Here is a 19,376-nt window from a genome sequence, read left to right as displayed (position 1 = left end):
AAGGGTGCCTATTTACTCTCTCTTTGTGAGTATAAGTTTAACATTAATAATAAAATAAAAAAACAAAAAAATACAAAATTCTGATAAAATCGACATTTTTCTAACCGATAATTGTGTAATGTGTTTTTTTGTGAGCAGTGTTTTATTTAAAATCGTTTTAAATCTGTTATAAAGGTATTAACTAAAAGTGCCTATTTCCATGTAATTCTGCATATCCAAATAAAGGATAATAGTGTGAGGCATGGTGTTAAATTATACTATAAATATTTTCTTTATAATAAACTTAATCTAGTTAAATTTAAAAAATTCATTTCGATATAGAAATATCAAGTTGTAATTGTCTTGATTACTTAAATGATGTTTAATAATAGTTTTTTAGTATAATAATTCTTTTTTATTCAAATAAATAAACTTTAAGGTGATTAAGTATTATTATGTAATTCTATGATTTACTTATAAAAAACTTAGTGTTTTAATAAGGGTGTAAGGTCCTTACAACTCATAAGATGCAAGAAAGAGATCAAAATTTTTATTTATCTTTGATGAAAGTTCCAAGAGGGATAGTTTTATAGAGAAGTAATATGTACAGATAGTTATAATCTATAATTACATTCTCGTAATTAACATCAAAATAACCATTTATATAGATAATTGGTTATAAAGTCGTTTTTCCAAAAATAGAATAAAACACTTAGAGTTTAATCTAAATGTTTTATCAAGAGATATTAACCAATAGGAGGAATTAACATGAAAAAAACGTTAGTCGCAGGTTTATTGGCTACAGCAGTATCCACAAGCTGTTTCACACCTGTAAATGCTTATGCTGCAGAAAGTAAGCAACCTCAATTTAAACAAACAAGTGTTCAGAACTTTCTTGCTGTGAATACACTATCAAATTCAATCAGATCACTGGGCTCAAACACTCCTTTAATACAAGGATATGGATTAGTTATCTTAAAACAACCAGACTTTAAAGTAAATGCTATGAGTAGTTTAAACACTGATCAAAAAATTGCAAGAAAACATGTTCAAGATTGGATGGATGAATATAATCCTAAAATCTTCAACTTAAATCAAGAAATGATGTCATTTAGTACAATGTTTAATAACTATTATAGTAAATTAAATGAATTAGCTGGAAAAGTGAATGAAGATCAGAAAGCAAAAGAAGAATTTGTAAGTGCTTTCAATGCACTTCAAGAAGAAGTGCAAACGATTCAAGATGATATGGGACAAACTTCAGTAGACTTAAACTGGTATAAAGATGAATTGGTTCAAGATAGCGAAAGTCTTACTAAAAGAGCTAACACAGCTATTGAATCTTTAAATGGTTCAAATGGAGAGATTGCACAACTAAGAGCACAAATTAAACAAATTCAAGAAGAGATTCAAAATGAACTTACAAAAATTTTAAATCGAGCAAAAGAAATTAGAGGAACTTCTTTGAGCGTTGGAAAGCAGGCTGTTGAGATTAGTAAAACAGCACTTGAAACTAAAACAATAGAATTTAGTTCTATTGAAAGCCTTGGTGACACAATTGAAAATTCATCAGATGCTCATATACGAGAAGCTAGTAATAATATTAAACAAAAAAGACAACAATTAATCCCATTAATACAAAAGTTATCACAAAATGAAATTCAAGCAACTCAAATTACTCTTATTGAAGATCAAGTAGGTAGCTTTACAAGTTTAATTAAGAGACAACTTAAGACTTTTGACGTTTTAGTGAAAGATTGGAAAGCGTTAAATGAAACAATGACTCAAATGAAGATTAATTCGGATGCAGATGCAAAGATTGATTCAATGGCATTACAAACACAATTAACACAGCTTAAAAAATTGAATGATGAATTGAATAAGCAAACAACTCAATATGAAGAATTCGTTACAAAAGTAAAAGTAAACTAAGCTTCATTTTAGAATGAAGACTAACTTGAATCATATAAGGAGAGAAAAACATGGCAAAAAAACCTTATAAAGTAATGGCTTTATCCACATTAATAGCAACAATGGCAGCAGCTAATATCATGCCGACATATGCTTCTGCAGCGGAAAATACAGCAAAACCAGCTGCTGTTCATGCTAAGGCAATTGATGCAACAGGCACGCATGCTGAGTATTCATTAGGACCAGATGGTCTTAGAGAAGCATTAGAAAAAACAGGGTCAAATGTTTTGACAATGGATTTGTATGCTTTAACAATTCTTAAGCAAGCTAATGCTAATTTTAATGATATAACTACAATTGACGATGCTTTAAAAGCAAAAATCATTGAACATCAAAAACTTGCTAGAGGAAATGCGAATGAATGGTTAGATACTCTAAAACCACAACTAATTTCTACAAACGAGAATATCATCAATTACAGTGACCAATTTAAAAATTATTATAAGACTTTACAAAATGCTGTAGATATAGCTGTAGAAAAAGGGGACACAGAAAAACTAACGGCTGGACTTACACAATTAACTGAAAGTATTTCAGCTAATAAAAAAGAAGTAGACGATCTAGTGAAACAGCTGAAAAGTTTCCGTAGCAAAATGGCATCTGATACACAAAGCTTTAAAGACGATGCCAACCAAATCACGTCTGTTTTAGCTAGTCAAGATGCTGGAATACCTCTGCTAGAAAAACAAATCTCGGCAAATATGGAGAGCATTAATAAAAATAATGCAATTCTTATTTCAGCATCTGTATCAACAGCTCTAGGCCCAATGGCTATTATAGGTGGTGTAGCATTAATTGCTACTGGTGTAGGAGCTAAAGCGGGCGCTGTACTTATTACAGTCGGTGTAGGCGCTACGGCACTGGGTGTAACAGGAGTTGTGTTAGCAAAACAAGAAATTGATAGAGCGCAGGGAGATATTCAAAAACTCACTGGGGATATTTCAAACATAAAATTACAGGTAGTTGGATTAACAAATCTTAAAAAGCAAACTGAAAGTTTATCAGAGACTATTGATATTGCTATTGATTCACTTCAAAATATTTCAAACCAGTGGCAAACAATGGGATCAAAATATAATTCTTTACTTAAAAACGTTAACAAAGTTAAACCAAACCAGCTTGGATTTATAAAAGAAAATCTCCAGACAGCAAACGATAGCTGGGAAAAAATTCAAAAGTATGCTGAAGATATTCAAAATAGTGAAATTAAAGTAGCAGAGAATAACTAGTAATATTTACTCAAAAAGGTTAGAAAATAAAATTATTCGAAATAAAAGAATCTATCAGCGTAAAAGATAAGTGATGCGAGTCTCCTGTTCAATCTTGAGCAGGAGATTTCCTATATAGAGATTTAACTAGATACGAATTATAGAAGAGCCCTTATAAACTTTATTTAAATCTATATAGATTCAAAAGGTACTTTTTTCACAAGAATTATAACGTGTTTGTAGTAAGTGATAAAACCTTATGAATTCCATAAAATCCGTGATACATATGAAAGAGAAGGTGAGAAATGATGAATAAAAAATTATATAAGAAAATTGCTTTATCTATGGCTATTACCGGAATGGCAACAAGTAGTGTAATGCCACTTCATACTTTAGCAGCAGAACAAACCGGACAATCACAACAGCAAGAAAGTAATAGTGAAACTTCTCTTGTTCCTGAGGGATTTAAAGAAGCAATAGGCCAAATGGCAGCTAATACATTTGTTATGGATTCATATGCCCAAACACTTCTTAAGCAACAACAAACGGACCTGAGTGGAATCAGCTCTATAAATGGTGATTTGCGAGCAAACATGATCAAACATCAAAAAGATGCACAAACGAATGCAACATATTGGTTAGAAGACTTAAACCCTCATATTATGAAAAACGCTCAACATATTGTGGATTATAATAAAGCATTTCAAATACATTATAAGAATTTACTAGCTGCTATAAATCAACAGGACACAGTAGGCTTTAAAAATGAATTAGAAACATTACATCATAGTATTTTGAATAACACCAATGAAGTGGATGAATTACTAAAAAAACTGAAGGCATTTCGAAATAAAATGTTAGAAGATACAAGAAGTTTCAAAGATGACTCAAACCAATTGACATCTATTTTAGAAAGTACAAATGCTGGCATTCCGTATTTACAGCATCAAATTAATAGTTATAACGATCTCATTAAGAAAAGTAATGATATGATTATTGCTGGAGGAGTCTTGGTATTATTCACTTTTGGAGCTAGTATAGCAATGATTGCTACCGCTAAAAGCAATATTTCATCTGCAGAGCAAGAAATACAAAAATTACAGTCTAGGATTTCTGGAGCACAGCAAGAAGTGGCTATTTTAACAGATGCCAAAAATAAAACTGTACATATGTCTGATACAATTGATACAGCAATTACTGCTCTTCAGAATATATCGAATCAGTGGCATACAATAGGAAGTAAATATAGTAAATTGTTGACTAGAGTTGAAAAAATGAACCGTGATGATTTTACATTTATGGAAGAGGATTTGAATACAGCTAGTGATAAATGGGAAGATATTAATAATTATGTGAATAAATTATTTGCAGGTGCAGAAAAAATGAAACAATAGCAGTAACAACGGGAGAAAAAAATAAGCAAGTGCGTGGCTATAACAGTTAGGAAATTATCATTAGAATTATTGGGAAAGTAATAATTGCTCATCGAAAATTGATACATTTATTTCAAAGAGGTCCTTTAAAATAAAAGAACCTCTTTTTTCAGTTTAGGGGTATATCCCAATTGGCATATGCTTAGATGATGAAGTATGTTAGAAACTTAATTGTGAATTATAGTATATATGCGTTTTATTATTAGTAATTAGGAAATCCTTTACAATGTAAGCGTTTTCTTTTATAATGATAATGGGTTGGATGGCGCGCGTGGCTGTCAAGGTATTTAGCGTAGGTGGGGCTAATACTATAAATAAAATATGATTTTTTCACTATTATTGATTTTTACATATATTAGTTTTTACTTTAAATAGGTATGTATTGTATGAAAGAAGAATCTCTTCATAGGATGAACTGTACCCCGAATCGTGGACACTTAAAAGAGTCCATGATTCGGGGGTTTTTGTGTTTTTACACCTATTCCTCGTTATAATGAAAACAATGATAAAAGTAAGGTACGGGAAATGAGTAAAATTATTTTTAGTGAAACAATTGGATGAATCTTTAATATAAAATAAAAACGGCCATATCACTATGACCGTTAATTATTACTATTCGATTGTAATACTCCAATCCCCATCTGCTTGCACTCCAAAGCTGTACATTCTTGTGTCTTTGAAGACCTTAGAAGTTAAACCTTCATATCTGCCTATTTTGTTAACTATTAAGCCTGTATCATTTACTTTGATGATGAAGTTTCTGGAACCGTTATGATTTAGTTTAACAACATGATTTCCGCTTGGAATTGTTACAAACACCACATCATCTCCATGACCAGTAATTGTACCAGGTGCTTTTTAGTATTTGGGCATAGGAATACGCCTCATCAAAAATAGAGATTTACAGTGTTTTGAATGTATATTTTTATTGTGTATTTTGAGGACATCAGTGGATTTGTTGTGAAGTTAATGATTAAGGTGAAATGGTAGTAAACTAATAGTTGAAAGTTTACTTTCAGTGATGATAAAAAAATCTAATTATTTAAGGTGAATTTAAGGTTGATTTAAGGATGATTTTATAGATATTTCCAGTTTGTGTATTATAATATTAAGTTATAAAGACAAGTGTAAAAAATGTATCTTGATAGGCTTAGTTACGATGTTTGAATTAATAGATTGGATGCAAAATTTGTTGTTTAAATAAATTAAATATACAAAAGGAGATGAGATAAATGAAAGCACATGAATTAATTACTGAGATACAAGATAGTTATGATGGCAATCCTAGTCAAGATGCTCAAGTTTTTATTTTATTTAGCTTTTTATTATTAGTATTTAAGTTTATAAAACCAACAAATTAGTGGAATTTAGATGAGATGAAAAAGATAGCTTCAGCTAAAGCTATCTTTTTTGGTATTTGTAAGTAAATTTCTATTTAGAAGTTTACATTCATATTTATAGTTGTTGTATACAAAAAAGAATTGGATATTTAGATTCTTTTTTGTATACAATGTGATATATTTATAACGTGAAGTGCGAAAAATATAACTTTTTGTTATAAATATATCATTTAGGGGGATTCAAAGTGAAAACAACTTGGGTAAGATATTTAGGTTTTGTTGGTATATTAGGTTTATTAGGGTTTTATGAAACTCAATTGTTTAACATGTTTTGGTTTTTCTTATGTTTTAGAAATTATCGAATGGTAAGACATGATGAAATGTTTGAGAATATTGTTAATAAGTCTTGTAGAAATGCTTTTGTTGTGACTTTATTATTATTAGTGGTGTTTATTCCTATTGAAATTTTATTTTCAAATCATTGGTTAAAAGAATTAGATGTTGCAATTCTATTTGGATGTTTATTTTTAACGTTCCAATTCTCTTTATATTATTACGATAAAAATATAGAGGAGGAGATTTAAACGAATGGCATTTAAAACACGAATTAAGGAGTTTCGAGCTAAAATAGATATGAAACAAAGCGATCTGGCGGATGCTGTAGGGGTTCGACGTGAAACGATAAGTCATTTAGAAAAGGGAAGGTATAATCCTTCCTTACAATTAGCTCATGATATAGCAAAAGTATTAGGAACAACTATTGATGAATTATTTATATTTGAAGATTAGATGAACTAAAAGAGACAGCCTATTCAGTTAATGCGGGCTGTTTTAGTTGTACTTGGAAATAAACTTCTAAATAAACGTTTACATTCAAAAATAAAGAAATCCCGAGATTCTTTTTTATAGATCAATAATATATATTATTCAATTATTGAAAAGGAACGTCGTATATAAACCATGTTCCATTTTTTTGATACATATGGAATTGAATGTCTGTACCTATCCATGGGGGCATATTAATAACGGCGGAATCCTTATAATCTTTGTCTATTATTATGGATGATCTTGCAAATTTAAAAGATGATAGAATTGTTTCATGAAATTTAGGTGCCTCTTTTAAAAATTGTTTCTTTTCTCCGGTCATTTTTTTGTCATTTTTATAGAAAAGATAAGTTGTTTCATAATTTTTTTCTTGTATCGAATGTAAATATAATCTTACTACTGTTTTAGGTTCTTGCTCTTTTAGTGTATAAATATCTTGGGATTTTTGTAATTCATTATATAACTTTTGTTCTGTATGATTTAAATCTGTTAAATAAGGTGAAAGAGGAAATACAAACCCAAGAATAATGATTACTAAAATTAATAAACCTAGCTTTTTCTTGTTCATTTAAAAGCTCCCTATCTTGTTATTTACAATATATAGATATTTTAATTTATATAATGGGGTTTTGCTAGGCTTTTTATTAAAAATAGATTTTCTTTGTTTGCCTTTTATTATTTACAACTTTGAATAAAATAAAAATTACATGGAAGTTTCTCGAGTTAAATAGAAACATTACGTACGTTTGAAGAGAAATTACAGGAAAGAATGAATATGCTGATGTAGCAGGAGTAGATATTTACGGGTATCAATCTCTTGTTTAATATGTTTAATTCATTTTTTTAACACATAATATAGATAAATATGGTAAAATGGTAATTGGATGGGAGTCCAGCACTTATATTATTAAAATTAAAGTGGTTACCAAGTCAGAAAAAGGCACCTTTAAGGTGCCTTTTTCATTTCAGTGGTGAAATAATAAATAAAAATGAAAATCTTTATGAATGGGGTATCTTCTTAGTAATCATTTTTTCTGTTCCCCTTATTTATCGTGCTGAGAAGTTGTACAACCTGTATCAGAGGGGAACTGGAAATGCAACGCCAGATTGTTGAAAATCCTCATTTAAATCTTATTCAAGATAAGCACTCAATTAGTGCAATAATATTTTTTGTTACTGCTTCAGCTGGAGTAAATGCTTCGGTTATAGTTTGTCACTATTTGGGTTATAAATCAGTCCATTTATCTTTATCTGGATTCTCCCCTAAACTAATGACCTTTTCTCTTTTTCATAGTTTCGAATTAGGTCGGGATCTCTAAAAATCGCGTACGTTCCAAACAATCTCACCGCGCTCGTCCCACGTACTGTGATGTCGATTAAATCCTATTTTTTCCAGAACTCGAAGGGACGCAACATTCCAAGCGCCCACAGTCGACCAAAGTCTGTGACGCCCGGTAGCAATCGCAGCGTCCAGCACAACGGATGCTGCCTCGGTCGCATATCCTTTACCATGAACACGGCGGAACAACTCGTATGCGATCTCAGGCTCTTCAAGGGTGGAACGGCCGATAATCAAGCCACAGTATCCGATGAAATCGCCTTCTTCTCGCCTACGGATAGTGAGAAGAGAAATGCCATTTTCAGCCGCTTTCTTGCGCATCTCAATAAGATAGCTACGAACGGAGTCAAGGGTTGGCATGTCCACACCACGTTCGCCAATTAATTTTCTAAACCAGGCTGAATCGGATTCCTCCCACATACTCAGTTCAAGTCGTTCAGTTTTCAGATGGAACGCCATAGGTTTAAATAAAGCTGTCATAGTGGAAACCTCCTAATTATGTCACTGCACTCATAATAGCTTCGCAGCTCATCACCACATCAGGTTGGAAACCTGGTTGATTCGCGAATCTATTTTCCAAATCTCGAGAGAGTTTATAGCTACTGTATACAAAAAATTAGTTTTATTTTATGCATAAGCAATTTCCCTACAAAATAGACCTCTTTATCAATCTTTATTATAAATTATCAAACTTTATTTTAAATCTACAGTATAAACATTGTATGAAAGTTTGTTATCCCTATTAAATAGAAACTTGCTTTATAGAATAATTTTTTTATATGATAAAGTGGGCTTATGCTTAAATGAAAAAAGGAGAGTGACCCAGATGACAAACCAAAATGAAACGAACGCTTTACCGCCAAAAACATGTACGATTGAACGTCTCATCACGATTCAGGAGGACATTGAAAAAGTGCTTGCAGGACAGAAAACGGCTACTCGCCGCAACGGGAGATATGCGGATGTCGGGGAAGTGATGGAGCTTCAAGGTCGCCGGTATGTTGTGGAGAAGGTCTATTCGCAGTCACTTGGCGAATTGACTGATGAGCATGCCAGTCAAGAAGGCTATGCGAATGTGGAGGAATATAAGCAATCTATTCTGTCTCTTCACCCTGGCATGCCGTGGCTGCCAAATATGAGAGTTTGGGTTCATGAGTTCCGTCCCATCGAAGGTTAATGTGATATAAGGATGGACATGTTGTATCGACTGCTTCTGTATATACATATTTTCAGTGCAATCTTATCCATCGGCCCATTTTTTGTATTGCTTCCGCTCATCAAAAAACTGCGGGCTTCAGAGGACCAAGCACAGCAGGCTTATCTGGATGTATTCCGATTTTCGGTCAGGCTGGCCAAGCATGCCGGGCATGTGCTGGTTACATCCGGGGTTCTGCTTGTACTGGCGGGCCCTTGGACTTGGAGGACCCCTTGGATAGTGATGACCCTTATTCTCATGGCGAGTTCATTATTTTTCCTGGCCCGCGCCTTTTCGCCGACCATTCGGAAATTCAGCGAAACGGGCCAAGACAAGGACGCCTTGATTCAATTGTTGCGGCGTTCTGTTTGGATTTACATTGTTCTTTTAATGGCGATGTTATGGTTCATGGTGACAAAGCCTGCGTTGTGGCAGGGGTGATAGGTCTAGGGCGAATAGCGGCTTTGTGTGATTGCCGTTTGAATTCGCTGGGCGGCATGGAACAAGGACAAGCCAAAACTGGCTTGTCCTTGTTGTAGTTACGCTTTAAAGAGGTGAGGGAATAGCCTTTTACGATCTGGGCCTATTACCCCAAAGCAAGGTTTTTGCCTGAGTTGCGCAGTTTTATCATTTTGAGGTAGTATTACTTTGTTTTTGTTGAACATTTAGATAGGGTATTCTTACTTGTGAATGCGTGAAAAATTTAATTAAAAAATATGAAAGTTTTTTGATTTGTTACATATATTTTAGTGAAAGGCCTTTCACCATTTTATCACCTAGGGGGCAATCATAATGAAATTTTTGTCGTACCTTACAGTAATTCTGGTGATTCTTGGCGGTTTGAATTGGTTGTTTGTTGCATTGGATTATAATGTAGTTGAGAAATGGTTTGGTTCTACACCAGTTCTTGTTGATACCATTTATTGGATTTTTGGTCTTTCTGCTCTTTATCAAATTTATGATCGGTTCTTTACGGATAATTAGCTCTTATAAATTTATGAATGGAGTGTTAAGCGAAAGGCTTAACACTTTTTTGTATTTTTATGAATACAAATGTATCTGCAAACGGTTCCATCGCGTCTTGCACCTTAATAAGGCAAAACAAATTGACCGTATATTTTATATAGGTTATAATTCAGAAAGTTTAAAAAATAATAAATATAGAAACAGGGAGGTTATACAGTTGATGGAGAGAGTTTACAATTTTTCAGCAGGACCATCTATACTCCCTTTGCCAGTTTTAGAAAAAGTGCAAAAGGAGCTTTTGAATTATAAACGGACAGGCATGTCTATTATGGAAATGAGTCACCGATCTTCAGAGTTTCAAAATATTATAGATGAAGCAAGTAGCTTGCTTCGTGAATTGATGTACATTCCTGAGAATTACGACGTTCTATTTTTACAAGGAGGGGCATCCCTACAGTTTTCAATGGTTCCATTAAATTTAATGAATGAACATAAAAGAGCTGGATATGTCCTTACAGGGTCATGGTCTAAGAAAGCCTTACAGGAGGCTCAGAAAACTGGAGAAGTAGAAGTTATTGCTTCATCGGAAGAAAATCAATTTTCAACGATCCCACATGTTGATGTTTCAATGATTACGAAAGAACTAGATTATGTTCATATAACAACGAATAATACGATTGAAGGAACCAAATATGTTGAATTACCAAAATTAGAGAATATTCCACTTATTGCTGATATGTCTTCAAATATTTTATCTGAAGAATACGATGTAGAGAAATTCGGTTTCATCTATGCAGGAGCACAAAAGAATTTAGGACCAGCAGGATTAACAATTGCAATTATTAGAAAAGACTTAATTGGTAAAGTGGATACCTCTTGTCCGACAATGTTAAACTATGAAACTTACAGTAAAAATAATTCCTTATATAATACACCACCATCCTTTAGTATTTATGTGACGAAGCTAGTATTAGAATGGTTAAAGGAGCAGGGAGGGGTATCTGCGATTGAAGAACAAAATAGAAAAAAAGCAACGATTCTATACGATTTCCTAGATGAATCGAAATTATTTACTTCACCGGTTGATCCTGTATATCGTTCGCTTATGAATATTCCATTTACAACACCATCCAATGATTTAAATAAGCAATTTTTACAAAAAGCTAATACGTTAGGGCTTGTTACATTGAAAGGTCATCGCTCAGTTGGTGGCATGCGGGCTAGTATTTATAATGCGATGCCAGTAGAAGGCGTTCAACAATTAGTAGATTACATGAAGGGTTTTGAGCTAGAGAATAGATAGGGAGATGGGGAAATGTTTCGCGTTCAAACATTAAATCAGATTGCTGAAAAAGGTTTGCAAATTTTTGACGGAGAGCGATATGAAGTTGGAGAAGGATTAGAACATCCCGATGGTATATTACTACGGAGTTTTTCCTTACATCAAGAAGGTTTTTCAAAGGATTTAAAGGCGATTGCAAGAGCGGGGGCTGGTGTAAATAACATTCCTGTAGAACGTTGTACAGAAAGAGGGATTGTTGTTTTCAATACACCTGGGGCAAATGCGAATGCAGTAAAAGAGCTTATTCTTGCAAGTCTTATTATGTCATCACGTAATATCATAAGTGGGGTTAGTTGGACAGCTGGGTTAGAAGGTCAAGAAGTTCCGCAGCTTGTAGAAGCAGGGAAAAAACAATTTGTGGGATCAGAGATTGCAGGAAAACGACTTGGTGTTATCGGACTTGGTGCGATTGGAGCTCTTGTCGCAAATGATGCATTATCTCTTGGTATGGATGTTGTAGGGTATGATCCATATATATCTGTTGAAACAGCATGGCGCTTATCAACACAAGTACAACGTGCATTTAGTTTAGATGAAATCTTTTCGACATGTGACTACATTACATTGCATATTCCACTGACAGATCAAACGAGAGGGATAATTGGAGAACATGCTGTGCAAACAATGAAAAAGGGTGTCCGTCTCTTTAACTTCTCAAGAGGAGAACTTGTGGATGAAGTTACGTTAGCAAAAGCTTTAGAAGAAGGGATCATTAATCATTACGTAACTGATTTTCCAAATGAAAATGTAATAAAAATGAAAAATGTAACGGCAACTCCACATCTTGGAGCCTCCACATATGAGTCTGAAGAGAATTGTGCGATTATGGCAGCTCGCCAGTTACGTGATTATTTGGAAACAGGAAACATCCATAACTCAGTAAACTATCCAAATGTGGAACTGCCTTATGTCGGAAAGAAACGAATTACAATTATGCATCAAAACGTTCCAAACATGGTGGGGCAAATTACAGGATGTTTAGCGGAACATCATATTAATATAGCTGATATGATAAACCGTAGTAAAGGCTCTTTTGCATATACAATGATTGATATTGATAATGGAATTGATGATATAATTAAAGAAAATGTAGTTGGAAATATAAAGGGGATTACAGGTGTAGTAGCTGTTCGAATGATTGTATAAAGGAGAGAGAGATTTGGCGACAATTCGACCGTTCAGGGCAATTCGTCCAGTATCTGATAAGGCTGCACAAGTTGCAGCACTGCCGTATGATGTGTTAAATAGTAAAGAAGCAAGAGAAATTGTAAAGGGAAATCCATATTCCTTTTTACATATCGATAAAGCTGAAATAGATTTAGACCCAGCCGTTTCACCATATGAAAACAGCGTATATGAAAAGGCAAGTGAAAATCTACAACGTTTAATCCAAGAAGAAGTATTGATTCAAGATGAAGAGCCATGTCTTTATATTTATCAATTAACAATGCAAGGGCGAACGCAGTCTGGACTTGTCGTTTGTACATCAATTGATGAGTATACTGATAATACAATAAAAAAACATGAGCGGACTCGTCACGAAAAAGAACAAGATCGTATTCGTCATGTAGATGTATGTAATGCGAATACTGGTCCTATTTTTTTAACATACCGCACAAAAGAAGCTGTAACAAAGTTAATTGCAAATTGGCAAGAAAATCATACGCCAATTTATCAATTTACTGCCGATGATGGTGTGGAGCATGTAATATGGAAAATCGCAGAAAATGATGCGATTTCGGCATTGGTAGAATTATTTGAAGAGATTCCATCCCTATATATTGCAGATGGGCATCATCGCTCAGCATCTGCTGTGAAAGTAGGGCTTATGCGTAGGGAACAATATCCGAACTATACAGGTGAAGAAGAATTTAATTTCTTTTTATCTGTTTTATTCCCTCATGATGAACTGTCGATTTGGGATTACAATCGTGTCGTGAAAGATTTAAAGGGTTTATCTGAGGAACAATTTTTACAGCAAATTTCACAATACTTTTATGTGGAAAAAGCAAGTGTATCCCCATATAAACCAACTGAACCAAAATCATTTGGTATGTATTTAGATCAGTGGTGGTATAAACTCACTGTAAAAGTAGAAACATTTGATTCCCATGATGTTGTAAAACGTTTAGATGTTTCTATTTTACAAGATCATTTATTGAGTCAAGTATTACAAATTCACGACCCACGTGCAGATAGCCGCATTGATTTTGTTGGTGGTATTCGAGGTTTAGAGGAGCTAGAGCGCCTAGTAAATCGTGGTGATTATAAAGTAGCGTTTGCTTTATATCCGACATCAATGGAGGATTTATTAGCAATTGCAGATGCGGGAGAAGTTATGCCGCCAAAGTCCACTTGGTTTGAACCGAAGCTTCGTAGTGGACTTTGCATACATTCTTTAGAATAGAGAACAGACAGTATATCAAATTCAAGGCATATAAATAGTAAGAGTAAAGATAGTATGAATATCTTTTACTGAAAGACATGGGAAATGCAGATTGATTTCCAAATAAAGACGTGTTGTTTAACGAATATGAGAAAAAAGAAGAGGAGTGGGGAATACCACTCCTTTTATCACGACATACTTTCGTTGCTTTATTAAAAAATGTTTTAGACTATAGAAAAAAGGTCTTCCTTTTGTCCCTACATAATAGAGTTGTTAAAAATAGTAAAGTCGTTTAAAAGATAATGAATTTCTTTAAAAAGGTGGTGTGAAACTCAATTTTCATACCATCTTTTCTAATTTCTTTGTATAATTAAAAGAAAGAATATTCCGATATTAATCCCGTTAAGAAAAGGGCGATTCATGATTGGAGATGTTATACTGTGGAAATTTTTGACATAGTTAGTGTAGACGAAACAAACTTAGAAAGAGAAGGATGCTATTGTCTTCGTAGCAAACCAAATTCAACAGGATATATAAATAAAAATAGATGGTTAATGGAAAGGTTTAAAGAAGGTTTAAAGTATATAAAAATAATGGAAGATAGCAAACTAGCAGGATTTATTGAATATGCACCGATTGAATACTCTTCAAGAGTGGTTTATGGCGAAAATTATATTGTTATTCATTGTCTTTGGGTACATATAACAGGTAAGGGTTATGCGTCGAAGTTGATTCAGCAGTGTATGAAAGAAGCAAAAAAACAAAATAAGAATGGTGTTATCGTTGTAACGAATTCGAATACTTCTTGGACACCAAGTAAAGATATTTTTATTAAAAATGAATTTATTGAAATCGCACAAGCACCTTATGGGTTTGAATTGCTAGTTTATAAATTTGATGATTCTCCTAATCCATATTTTCCGAGCGACTGGAATGAAAGACTTCAAACTTTTCATGAATTAACGATTGTAAGAACACAACAATGTCCATTTATCGAGGTTGCTTCTGATAACGTTTTAGAAGCAGTAAATAAGTTGGGGATAAAAACTATAATTATTGATATTCAAAGCAGAGAAGAGTTATTAAAACTGTCACCAACACCATACGGCATATACGGGGTAATCTTTAAAAATGAATTAATTACATATCATCGACTAACGATACATTCGGCAATGAAACGATTGAAAGAGTTAGGTTGATTCAAAATCGGGAGCAAATAGTTCCATAAAAAATGTATGAGACTGAAATGTATTGATACAATTATATTCTTCTTACTATCCCCACCTTATCATATAAAATAAAGTATGCTATGCAATTCTTAGACAAGAAATAAGAACGATTGTAAGAAAATATACGTAAAAAAAGAAAATGTATTAATTCTTGTATAAAGCTTTTAAAAGGGAAAAAGGTTTCATTCTGATGAATATAGAATTAGTCTCTGTGTTTATTGTGTATAACGGGGATTATGGTAAATAAAAGAGGAGTGATATTGAATGTTAGATGTTTTAAAGCAACAATACAACTTTATTAGCTCTACCAGAGAAAATTTATTTGCATTTTTGGAAGAAATCCCGCCGCAAAAGTTGCACAGCACAGTTCCGAATTTCGGAAGCGGTAGCATTATAAAGACCCATATTCATGTAGCCGATTGCTATCGATACTGGCTTGGATCATTCGCATGTAACAAAAAACGATCAGACTTTTCGTTTGCTACTGATTATGAAATTGAGCATTCAGATGTCGAGTTGGTTCGTGAAAGGTTTGAGTTAGTAGATGAGATTGTACAACGTTTTTTTGATGAATTCAATACGCGCTGGTTCGAAAATATAGAAAATGAAGTGAAATGGCAAAAAGAACCGTGGAGTACGACTCCGCTATGGCTTTTAACCCATACTGAGACACATGAGTTTCATCACAAAGGACAAATCGTATCAATGGCACGTCACCTCGGATACAATCCACCTAACACAGACCTTGATTAATTCAAATGTATTAAAAAATAATCTACTATAACTGCCGAGAACAGAAAGTATGTGAAGGATTGGTTTTTCTGTTTAAATGCAAATCTTATATTGTTATAGCCTACATTAGTATAGGTATTTTTGTTACAGATATCATTAGATGGAACGGAAAAATTGAAGCTATACAAGATAATAAAAATACATCATCCTTTGGAGTTAAAGGATATCACCAAAAAACAACGTAACTTTTGTATCGATCTAATGGTTCTAAATGTAATGAAATTCACGGCATTAAGATCGTTAGGAGGAAGTAAAGTGTTAAATAAAATAATGAGTTACATTGACAACCAGATGGTAAAAATTCCAGAAGGAGAAGTGGAGCTAAGGGACGATAGAATAAAAAGTAAATGGAAAGTGGCAATAAGGCCATTTCTTCTTGCACAGTATCCTGTAACTGCGGATCTGTACTATGCGATTACAAATCAGTCACCTAATTCTTTTGATAAAGATCTAAAACCAGTTGTAAATATTTCTTGGAATGATGCCATTTCTTTTTGCAATCTACTTTCACAGAAAGCTGGACTGAAAGAGTGTTATTCTATAAGTGATAATGGTGAAAATATTATTTGTAATGGGGAATCTGATGGCTATCGACTTCCTACAGAAGCAGAGTGGCAATATGCATGTAAAGCGGGGACTACTGGTTATAGATATGGAGAGATTGATAAGATTGCTTGGTATGATGGAAATTCAGGTGGCAAAATCCATGAAGTAGGAAGAAAGGAACCGAATGCATGGGGTCTGTATGATATGTTAGGGAATGTTTGGGAGTGGTGCTTTGATTTATATGATGAACAAGTGTACGGCTCCTACCGAATTTTTCGAGGAGGTAGCTGGGCTGAAGAGGCCAGGGGGTGCGGAGCTTCATGTCGTCGTCGTAGCCATCCGACATTTTACATTGATGACCTTGGGTTCCGGCTTGCACGGTCATTTTAACTTCCTCAAACGAGTGCACTTTCAGGGAAGTACAGCTCAACTAATAGAGAGTGAAAGTAAAATAAAAAAGAACCTGTATCTTTAATTGCTGGGTAATCAAAGATACAGGTTTTCATTTTTATACTGTCTTTTTCTTGCAAAAAACACAATTGTTTCTTAATGTAATGTTGTAGAGAGATAAACAAGGAAGGGTTTAACGAATATGATACATATTTTATTAGCAGATGATGATAAGCACATTAGAGAATTATTACATTACCACTTACAAAAGGAAGGGTTTAAAATTTTTGAAGCTGAGGATGGAAAAGTAGCGCAATCTATATTAGAAAGGGAAAATATTCACCTTGCTCTTGTCGATATTATGATGCCGTTTGTGGATGGTTATACTTTATGTGAAGAAATTAGAAAGTATCATGATATACCTGTTATTTTATTAACTGCAAAAGACCAACTAGTGGATAAAGAGAAAGGATTTGTTTCTGGAACAGATGATTATATTGTAAAACCATTTGAACCAGCAGAAGTAATTTTTCGTATGAAAGCTTTGCTTCGTCGTTATCAAATGTTGAGTGCGGACGTTATCACGCTTCATGGGACAACGATTGATAGAAAAAGTTTTGAGGTGAAATGTAATAATCAAACCATCTTATTGCCATTAAAGGAATTTGAATTATTGTCACAACTTGCTGGGTATCCCGGTAGAACATTTTCAAGAGAAGAGTTGATTGAACTTGTTTGGGGAATGGATTTTGAAGGGGATGAACGGACAGTTGATGTTCATATTAAACGTCTTCGAGATCGTTTTTCAAAACGAACAGATGATTTTCAAATTAAAACAGTACGTGGACTTGGTTATAAGTTGGAGCTGAAATAAGATGAAGTCACTTTATTCTAGATTTGCATTGATTACGATTGGGATTATGCTTCTTAGTAGCATCATTGGTTTTTTATTAACCAATGTGTATTATCAAGTGAAATTAAAACCATATAATAGTGAAAAGATTTTACGTTATGCTGAAGAAATAAAGCGCTTGTATGAAAAACAAACGGAAGAAAATAAGGATGAGTATTTGCATTCAATTGCAAAATTAGGGTATGAGATTTATGTAGTAGATGATCAAAAACAGGGGAAACGTATTGGAAATGCTTTTCGAAAGACAAAAATTAGCGATGAAACAATTAATGAAGTCTTACAAGGGAAAACATACAATGGTGTTTCTACTTATCCAACTCGACTATTTATAACAGGCTTTTTTGATAATGAATTAATTAATAGCGTTGGGGTTCCACTGAAACATGGTGATAAGCAGTATGCTTTATTTATTCGTCCTGATATTCAGCAGCAGTTTGGTGAAATGAGGATTTTCTTAGCAGTGTTGCTAGGGTTTATTGTTGTATTAAGTATCATTTTTATTGCAATTGCAGCTCGTTATATCGTTCGTCCAATTCAAACATTTACTAAAGCGACGCAGAAAATTGCGAGTGGTGAATATGATATTGAATTAGAAGAAGGACGAAAAGATGAAATTGGGACATTATCTACAAGTTTTAAAAAGATGACAAAAAGTATAAAAGAGTTAGATCAAATGAGACAAGAGTTTGTTTCCAACGTGTCTCATGAATTTCAATCTCCGCTATCTTCCATTCAAGGTTTTTCGAAGACATTACAGTCAGAAAAGATGACAGAAGAGGAACGGAAACATTATTTGCAAATTATTGAGACTGAAAGTAAACGAATGTCTAGTTTATGTAAACAGTTACTCACGCTTGCTTCTTTAGATAAAGAGGAAAAGGTTCTTCAAATAAAAGAGTTTGATTTGCAAAAACAAATGAAAGACGTCATTTTTATGTTGGAATGGAAATGGCGTGAAAAAGATATTGCGGTTGAATTTGATGTTCCTAACGTGAATATAAAGGGTGATGAGAATTTACTTCATCAAGTCTGGACAAATATATTTACAAATAGTATTAAGTTTACAGATAGTGGTGGAACCATCGCATTTGCTGCCCGAGAATTAGAAAAGAGTGTAGTAATTTCAATCTCAGATAGCGGGATTGGTATGGGGAAAGAAGAAGTGGATCGGATTTTTGATCGATTTTATAAGGTGGATACAGCGAGGGCTCGTAATGTAGAGGGAAGTGGCTTAGGATTATCCATTGTGAAGAAGATTGTTGAATTGCATCATGGAGAAATCTCAGTGGAGAGTGTAAAAGGAGAAGGTACGACGTTTCAGATTGAATTACCGAAATAATGAGAAGGGCTGATTTGAAGAGGGAATCTTTAAATCAGCCCTTTTTTATAGGATCCTATATAGGATTAAGTGATAAAAATGTTAAAAGGAAATATGTAAATCGAACGAGGTAGATTATTGGAGTTAGCCATTTGAAAATGGGTAATTCATAGTTGGATTACAATGGGAATGCAACACAAATCG

General features: G+C 33.6%; 20 protein-coding genes and 1 pseudogene. 18 read left to right on the top strand and 3 right to left on the bottom strand.

The window, feature by feature from the left end:
* Positions 1-747: 747 nt before the first annotated feature.
* The 3 genes from nheA to nheC all read left to right on the top strand — a co-directional run bounded on the left by nheA (position 748) and on the right by nheC (position 4,552).
* Positions 748-1,911: a non-hemolytic enterotoxin subunit A gene (gene nheA, locus QRY57_RS15680; RefSeq protein WP_090690338.1), complete on the top strand. Its 1,164-nt coding sequence runs from the start codon at positions 748-750 to the stop codon at positions 1,909-1,911.
* Positions 1,912-1,961: 50 nt separating this feature from the next.
* Complete coding sequence (gene nheB / locus QRY57_RS15675; protein WP_208018811.1) at positions 1,962-3,179, top strand: non-hemolytic enterotoxin subunit B; 1,218 nt, start codon at positions 1,962-1,964, stop codon at positions 3,177-3,179.
* A 287-nt stretch (positions 3,180-3,466) separates the two neighbouring features.
* Positions 3,467-4,552: a non-hemolytic enterotoxin subunit C gene (nheC, locus tag QRY57_RS15670; RefSeq protein WP_286017879.1), complete on the top strand. Its 1,086-nt coding sequence runs from the start codon at positions 3,467-3,469 to the stop codon at positions 4,550-4,552.
* Positions 4,553-5,203: 651 nt separating this feature from the next.
* Here the strand turns inward: nheC and QRY57_RS15665 are convergent.
* Positions 5,204-5,443, bottom strand: a pseudogene (locus QRY57_RS15665) (tripartite tricarboxylate transporter TctB family protein); the annotation flags it as partial.
* A 380-nt stretch (positions 5,444-5,823) separates the two neighbouring features.
* Here QRY57_RS15665 and QRY57_RS15660 point away from each other — a divergent pair.
* The 3 genes from QRY57_RS15660 to QRY57_RS15650 all read left to right on the top strand — a co-directional run bounded on the left by QRY57_RS15660 (position 5,824) and on the right by QRY57_RS15650 (position 6,720).
* A complete protein-coding gene (locus QRY57_RS15660) occupies positions 5,824-5,952 on the top strand; it encodes a hypothetical protein (protein ID WP_286015489.1) in 129 nt (42 codons plus the stop codon).
* Positions 5,953-6,176: 224 nt separating this feature from the next.
* A complete protein-coding gene (locus QRY57_RS15655) occupies positions 6,177-6,515 on the top strand; it encodes a DUF2178 domain-containing protein (RefSeq protein WP_208018812.1) in 339 nt (112 codons plus the stop codon).
* Positions 6,516-6,519: 4 nt separating this feature from the next.
* Positions 6,520-6,720, top strand: coding sequence for a helix-turn-helix transcriptional regulator (locus QRY57_RS15650; protein ID WP_090690333.1), 201 nt, complete (start codon positions 6,520-6,522; stop codon positions 6,718-6,720).
* 142 nt (positions 6,721-6,862) lie between these two features.
* Here the strand turns inward: QRY57_RS15650 and QRY57_RS15645 are convergent, their stop codons facing one another.
* The gene (locus QRY57_RS15645; protein WP_286015488.1) at positions 6,863-7,324 is read right to left on the bottom strand and encodes a hypothetical protein; all 462 of its coding nucleotides are present in this window, start codon (positions 7,322-7,324) and stop codon (positions 6,863-6,865) included.
* A gap of 526 nt (positions 7,325-7,850) precedes the next feature.
* Between QRY57_RS15645 and QRY57_RS15640 the strand changes: the two genes are divergently transcribed.
* Positions 7,851-8,075 (top strand): hypothetical protein, encoded by a 225-nt coding sequence (locus QRY57_RS15640; protein WP_243765353.1) that lies wholly within the window; start codon positions 7,851-7,853, stop codon positions 8,073-8,075.
* Here the strand turns inward: QRY57_RS15640 and QRY57_RS15635 are convergent.
* The gene (locus QRY57_RS15635) at positions 8,072-8,575 is read right to left on the bottom strand and encodes a GNAT family N-acetyltransferase (RefSeq protein WP_286015487.1); all 504 of its coding nucleotides are present in this window, start codon (positions 8,573-8,575) and stop codon (positions 8,072-8,074) included. The two genes, QRY57_RS15640 and QRY57_RS15635, sit on opposite strands and share 4 nt — an antisense overlap.
* Before the next feature lie 346 nt (positions 8,576-8,921).
* On the opposite strand from QRY57_RS15635, the gene QRY57_RS15630 reads away from it, so the two are divergent.
* The 11 genes from QRY57_RS15630 (at position 8,922) to QRY57_RS15580 (ending at position 19,193) form a co-directional block, all read left to right on the top strand.
* Positions 8,922-9,272, top strand: coding sequence for an ASCH domain-containing protein (locus QRY57_RS15630; protein WP_286015486.1), 351 nt, complete (start codon positions 8,922-8,924; stop codon positions 9,270-9,272).
* Positions 9,273-9,290: 18 nt separating this feature from the next.
* On the top strand, positions 9,291-9,731 hold the full coding sequence (locus tag QRY57_RS15625) for a DUF2269 family protein (RefSeq protein ID WP_026592415.1): 441 nt from the start codon (positions 9,291-9,293) through the stop codon (positions 9,729-9,731).
* A gap of 351 nt (positions 9,732-10,082) precedes the next feature.
* Positions 10,083-10,274, top strand: coding sequence for a DUF378 domain-containing protein (locus tag QRY57_RS15620; protein ID WP_090690326.1), 192 nt, complete (start codon positions 10,083-10,085; stop codon positions 10,272-10,274).
* A gap of 202 nt (positions 10,275-10,476) precedes the next feature.
* Complete coding sequence (gene serC / locus QRY57_RS15615; protein WP_286017878.1) at positions 10,477-11,559, top strand: 3-phosphoserine/phosphohydroxythreonine transaminase; 1,083 nt, start codon at positions 10,477-10,479, stop codon at positions 11,557-11,559.
* Positions 11,560-11,571: 12 nt separating this feature from the next.
* Positions 11,572-12,744 carry a 3-phosphoglycerate dehydrogenase family protein gene (locus QRY57_RS15610; protein WP_286015485.1) on the top strand — a complete coding sequence of 391 codons (1,173 nt, stop codon included), beginning with the start codon at positions 11,572-11,574 and terminating at the stop codon, positions 12,742-12,744.
* 13 nt (positions 12,745-12,757) lie between these two features.
* On the top strand, positions 12,758-14,005 hold the full coding sequence (locus QRY57_RS15605; protein WP_286015484.1) for a DUF1015 domain-containing protein: 1,248 nt from the start codon (positions 12,758-12,760) through the stop codon (positions 14,003-14,005).
* Between the two features lie 419 nt (positions 14,006-14,424).
* Complete coding sequence (locus QRY57_RS15600; RefSeq protein ID WP_286015483.1) at positions 14,425-15,183, top strand: GNAT family N-acetyltransferase; 759 nt, start codon at positions 14,425-14,427, stop codon at positions 15,181-15,183.
* 294 nt (positions 15,184-15,477) lie between these two features.
* Positions 15,478-15,966, top strand: coding sequence for a DinB family protein (locus QRY57_RS15595; RefSeq protein ID WP_286015482.1), 489 nt, complete (start codon positions 15,478-15,480; stop codon positions 15,964-15,966).
* Positions 15,967-16,275: 309 nt separating this feature from the next.
* Positions 16,276-16,941: a formylglycine-generating enzyme family protein gene (locus tag QRY57_RS15590; protein WP_432804091.1), complete on the top strand. Its 666-nt coding sequence runs from the start codon at positions 16,276-16,278 to the stop codon at positions 16,939-16,941.
* Between the two features lie 202 nt (positions 16,942-17,143).
* Complete coding sequence (locus tag QRY57_RS15585) at positions 17,144-17,815, top strand: response regulator transcription factor (RefSeq protein ID WP_090690305.1); 672 nt, start codon at positions 17,144-17,146, stop codon at positions 17,813-17,815.
* Position 17,816: 1 nt separating this feature from the next.
* Positions 17,817-19,193, top strand: coding sequence for a sensor histidine kinase (locus tag QRY57_RS15580; protein WP_286015481.1), 1,377 nt, complete (start codon positions 17,817-17,819; stop codon positions 19,191-19,193).
* The last annotated feature ends 183 nt before the right edge of the window (positions 19,194-19,376 follow it).

It is taken from the genome of Bacillus arachidis, from assembly GCF_030285945.1.
GTDB classification, from domain to species: Bacteria; Bacillota; Bacilli; order Bacillales; family Bacillaceae_G; genus Bacillus_A; species Bacillus_A arachidis.
The sequence above is the reverse complement of the archived record's forward strand: the minus strand, read 5'-3'. Positions and strand labels throughout refer to the sequence as shown.

Coding starts and splice junctions, on each gene's coding strand:
- QRY57_RS15620 (WP_090690326.1), top strand. CDS start 10,083: ATGAAATTTTTGTCGTACCTTACAGTAATTCTGGTGATTCTTGGCGGT.
- QRY57_RS15590 (WP_432804091.1), top strand. CDS start 16,276: ATGAGTTACATTGACAACCAGATGGTAAAAATTCCAGAAGGAGAAGTG.
- serC (WP_286017878.1), top strand. CDS start 10,477: ATGGAGAGAGTTTACAATTTTTCAGCAGGACCATCTATACTCCCTTTG.
- QRY57_RS15585 (WP_090690305.1), top strand. CDS start 17,144: ATGATACATATTTTATTAGCAGATGATGATAAGCACATTAGAGAATTA.
- QRY57_RS15660 (WP_286015489.1), top strand. CDS start 5,824: ATGAAAGCACATGAATTAATTACTGAGATACAAGATAGTTATGATGGC.
- QRY57_RS15650 (WP_090690333.1), top strand. CDS start 6,520: ATGGCATTTAAAACACGAATTAAGGAGTTTCGAGCTAAAATAGATATG.
- QRY57_RS15630 (WP_286015486.1), top strand. CDS start 8,922: ATGACAAACCAAAATGAAACGAACGCTTTACCGCCAAAAACATGTACG.
- nheB (WP_208018811.1), top strand. CDS start 1,962: ATGGCAAAAAAACCTTATAAAGTAATGGCTTTATCCACATTAATAGCA.
- QRY57_RS15595 (WP_286015482.1), top strand. CDS start 15,478: ATGTTAGATGTTTTAAAGCAACAATACAACTTTATTAGCTCTACCAGA.
- nheA (WP_090690338.1), top strand. CDS start 748: ATGAAAAAAACGTTAGTCGCAGGTTTATTGGCTACAGCAGTATCCACA.
- nheC (WP_286017879.1), top strand. CDS start 3,467: ATGAATAAAAAATTATATAAGAAAATTGCTTTATCTATGGCTATTACC.
- QRY57_RS15635 (WP_286015487.1), bottom strand. CDS start 8,575: ATGACAGCTTTATTTAAACCTATGGCGTTCCATCTGAAAACTGAACGA.
- QRY57_RS15580 (WP_286015481.1), top strand. CDS start 17,817: ATGAAGTCACTTTATTCTAGATTTGCATTGATTACGATTGGGATTATG.
- QRY57_RS15645 (WP_286015488.1), bottom strand. CDS start 7,324: ATGAACAAGAAAAAGCTAGGTTTATTAATTTTAGTAATCATTATTCTT.
- QRY57_RS15610 (WP_286015485.1), top strand. CDS start 11,572: ATGTTTCGCGTTCAAACATTAAATCAGATTGCTGAAAAAGGTTTGCAA.
- QRY57_RS15625 (WP_026592415.1), top strand. CDS start 9,291: ATGTTGTATCGACTGCTTCTGTATATACATATTTTCAGTGCAATCTTA.
- QRY57_RS15640 (WP_243765353.1), top strand. CDS start 7,851: ATGCAACGCCAGATTGTTGAAAATCCTCATTTAAATCTTATTCAAGAT.